This window comes from Nocardioides sp. cx-169 (assembly GCF_021083605.1).
GTDB lineage: Bacteria > Actinomycetota > Actinomycetes > Propionibacteriales > Nocardioidaceae > Nocardioides.
The window spans coordinates 2501-5447 of sequence record NZ_JAJNRO010000024.1 but is presented as its reverse complement, the minus strand read 5'-3'; the positions used below and the strand labels follow the sequence as shown (position 1 = coordinate 5447).

The 2947-nt window shown below is 56.0% G+C and carries 2 rRNA genes (1 of these 2 only partly in view); both read right to left on the bottom strand.

Annotated features, from left to right (window positions below):
* Positions 1-2: 2 nt before the first annotated feature.
* Positions 3-119, bottom strand: a 5S ribosomal RNA gene (gene rrf / locus LRP67_RS21125).
* Positions 120-243: 124 nt separating this feature from the next.
* Positions 244-2947: ribosomal RNA gene (locus LRP67_RS21120) — 23S ribosomal RNA — on the bottom strand; it runs 427 nt beyond the window's last position.

The following is a 2947-nucleotide window of genomic DNA, read 5'->3' as shown; positions in this document are numbered from 1 at the left end:
TTGTCCGGCGGCGTCCTACTCTCCCACAGCCTCTCGGGTGCAGTACCATTGGCGCTGTCAGGCTTAACTTCCGGGTTCGGGATGGGACCGGGTGTTTCCCTGACGCTATGGCCGCCGTAACTCTATGACCCCATGTCCCGGTCTGGTCCCCGCATGTGTGGGGGGCCACCGGGTGGGGTGGTCTTGTAGTGGACGCGTGCATACGTTAAGTAGCAGGTGGTTGTGGTTTTGGTTGAGGGTTTGTGGGGCAAGCCCTCGGCCTATTAGTACCGGTCGGCTAGGCATTGCTGCTGTATACCTCCGGCCTATCAACCCAATAGTCTGTTGGGGGCCTTAACCCACAAGGGGTGGGAAACCTCATCTTGAAATGTGCTTCCCGCTTAGATGCATTCAGCGGTTATCACTTCCGAACGTAGCTAACCAGCCGTGCCCCTGGCGGGACAACTGGCACACCAGAGGTTCGTCCATCCCGGTCCTCTCGTACTAGGGACAGATTTTCTCAAGTTTCCTACGCGCGCGGCGGATAGGGACCGAACTGTCTCACGACGTTCTAAACCCAGCTCGCGTGCCGCTTTAATGGGCGAACAGCCCAACCCTTGGGACCTACTCCAGCCCCAGGATGCGACGAGCCGACATCGAGGTGCCAAACCATCCCGTCGATATGGACTCTTGGGGAAGATCAGCCTGTTATCCCCGGGGTACCTTTTATCCGTTGAGCGACGTCGCTTCCACATGCCGACGCCGGATCACTAGTTCCGACTTTCGTCCCTGCTCGACATGTCTGTCTCACAGTCAAGCTCCCTTGTGCACTTACACTCGCCACCTGATTGCCAACCAGGCTGAGGGAACCTTTGAGCGCCTCCGTTACATTTTAGGAGGCAACCGCCCCAGTTAAACTACCCATCAGGCACTGTCCCTGATCCAGATCATGGACCTAGGTTAGATATCTAGTACGACCAGAGTGGTATTTCAACGTTGACTCCACAACCACTGGCGTGGCCGCTTCACAGTCTCCCACCTATCCTACACAAGCCGAACCAAACACCAATACCAAACTATAGTAAAGGTCCCGGGGTCTTTCCGTCCTGCCGCGCGTAACGAGCATCTTTACTCGTAGTGCAATTTCGCCGAGTCCACGGTTGAGACAGCGCCCAAGTCGTTACTCCATTCGTGCAGGTCGGAACTTACCCGACAAGGAATTTCGCTACCTTAGGATGGTTATAGTTACCACCGCCGTTTACTGGGGCTTAAGTTCTCCGCTTCGAGCCAAAGGCTCTAACAGGTCCCCTTAACCTTCCAGCACCGGGCAGGAGTCAGTCCGTATACATCGTCTTACAACTTCGCACGGACCTGTGTTTTTAGTAAACAGTCGCTTGGGCCTGGTCTCTGCGGCCCTCCCCGCTGCCGACCGTAAAGGTCATGACGGTTCGGGCCCCCCTTCTCCCGAAGTTACGGGGGCATTTTGCCGAGTTCCTTAACCATGGTTCGCTCGATCGCCTTGGTATTCTCTACCTGATCACCTGAGTCGGTTTGGGGTACGGGCGGCGTATAGCTCGCTAGAGGTTTTTCTCGACAGCATAGGATCACCCACTTCCCCCATACGGGGTCGGCGTCACGTCTCAGGTCCGTCATCAAAGACAGTGTCCCGGATTTGCCTAGGACACACCCTACCTGCTTACCCGTGGACAACCATCGCCACGGTTGGGCTACCTTCCTGCGTCACCCCATCGCTTGACTACTACCGGTTCGGATCCCACGCTACGCTCACCCGTCTCGCCCCGAAGGGTCCGATCAGATGAGTTTCAGATGGTTAGCATCACCGGGCTCGTCATGGGCGCTACTTTGCCGGTACGGGAATATCAACCCGTTGTCCATCGACTACGCCTGTCGGCCTCGCCTTAGGTCCCGACTTACCCAGGGCAGATTAGCTTGACCCTGGAACCCTTGATCATTCGGCGCACGGGTTTCTCACCCGTGATTCGCTACTCATGCCTGCATTCTCACTCGTGTCGCATCCACCACTGGATCACTCCGTGGCTTCACCCGCGACACGACGCTCCCCTACCCATCCACACACCTGAACCAACCGGACAAGCCGGCGGCTTAGCTTATATGTGAATGCCATAGCTTCGGCGGATGACTTGAGCCCCGCTACATTGTCGGCGCGGAATCACTTGACCAGTGAGCTATTACGCACTCTTTCAAGGGTGGCTGCTTCCAAGCCAACCTCCTGGTTGTCACTGCGACTCCACATCCTTTTCCACTTAGTCACCGCTTAGGGGCCTTAGCTGATGGTCTGGGCTGTTTCCCTCTCGACAATGGAGCTTATCCCCCACTGTCTCACTGCCGCGCTCTCACTTACCGGCATTCGGAGTTTGGCTAACGTCAGTAACCTTGTAGGGCCCATTAGCTATCCAGTGCTCTACCTCCGGCAAGAAACACGCGACGCTGCACCTAAATGCATTTCGGGGAGAACCAGCTATCACGAAGTTTGATTGGCCTTTCACCCCTATCCACAGGTCATCCCCTCAGTTTTCAACCTAAGTGGGTTCGGTCCTCCACGCGGTCTTACCCGCGCTTCAACCTGCCCATGGATAGATCACTTCGCTTCGGGTCTTGATCGTGCTACTAAAGCGCCCTATTCAGACTCGCTTTCGCTACGGCTACCCCACACGGGTTAACCTCGCAACACAACGCAAACTCGCAGGCTCATTCTTCAAAAGGCACGCCATCACAACCCCGAAGGATCGCTCTGACGGATTGTAGGCACACGGTTTCAGGTACTATTTCACTCCCCGCCAGGGGTACTTTTCACCTTTCCCTCACGGTACTTGTCCGCTATCGGTCATCGAGAAGTATTTAGGCTTAACGGGTGGTCCCGCCAGATTCACACGGAATTTCAGGAGTTCCGTGTTACTTGGGAAGACACTCGACAGGTCCAGGCTTA